The following is a 312-nucleotide window of genomic DNA, read 5'->3' as shown; positions in this document are numbered from 1 at the left end:
GAACGCTGGCGGCAGGCCTAACACATGCAAGTCGTACGAGAAGGTTCCTTCGGGAACTGGAGAGTGGCGCACGGGTGAGTAACGCGTGGGGACCTACCTTTTAGTGGGGGATAACGGTTGGAAACGACCGCTAATACCGCATACGCCCTTCGGGGGAAAGATTTATCGCTAAGAGATGGACCCGCGTTGGATTAGATAGTTGGTGAGGTAACGGCTCACCAAGTCTTCGATCCATAGCTGGTTTGAGAGGATGATCAGCCACACTGGGACTGAGACACGGCCCAGACTCCTACGGGAGGCAGCAGTGGGGAA

The 312-nt window shown here is 55.8% G+C and carries 1 rRNA gene; it reads left to right on the top strand.

From position 1 onward, the window contains the following. Positions 1-312: ribosomal RNA gene (locus tag TALK_RS21945) — 16S ribosomal RNA — on the top strand; the annotation flags it as partial.

Source organism: Thalassospira alkalitolerans, from assembly GCF_002115745.1.
GTDB classification, from domain to species: domain Bacteria; phylum Pseudomonadota; class Alphaproteobacteria; order Rhodospirillales; family Thalassospiraceae; genus Thalassospira; species Thalassospira alkalitolerans.
The sequence above is the reverse complement of the archived record's forward strand: the minus strand, read 5'-3'. Positions and strand labels throughout refer to the sequence as shown.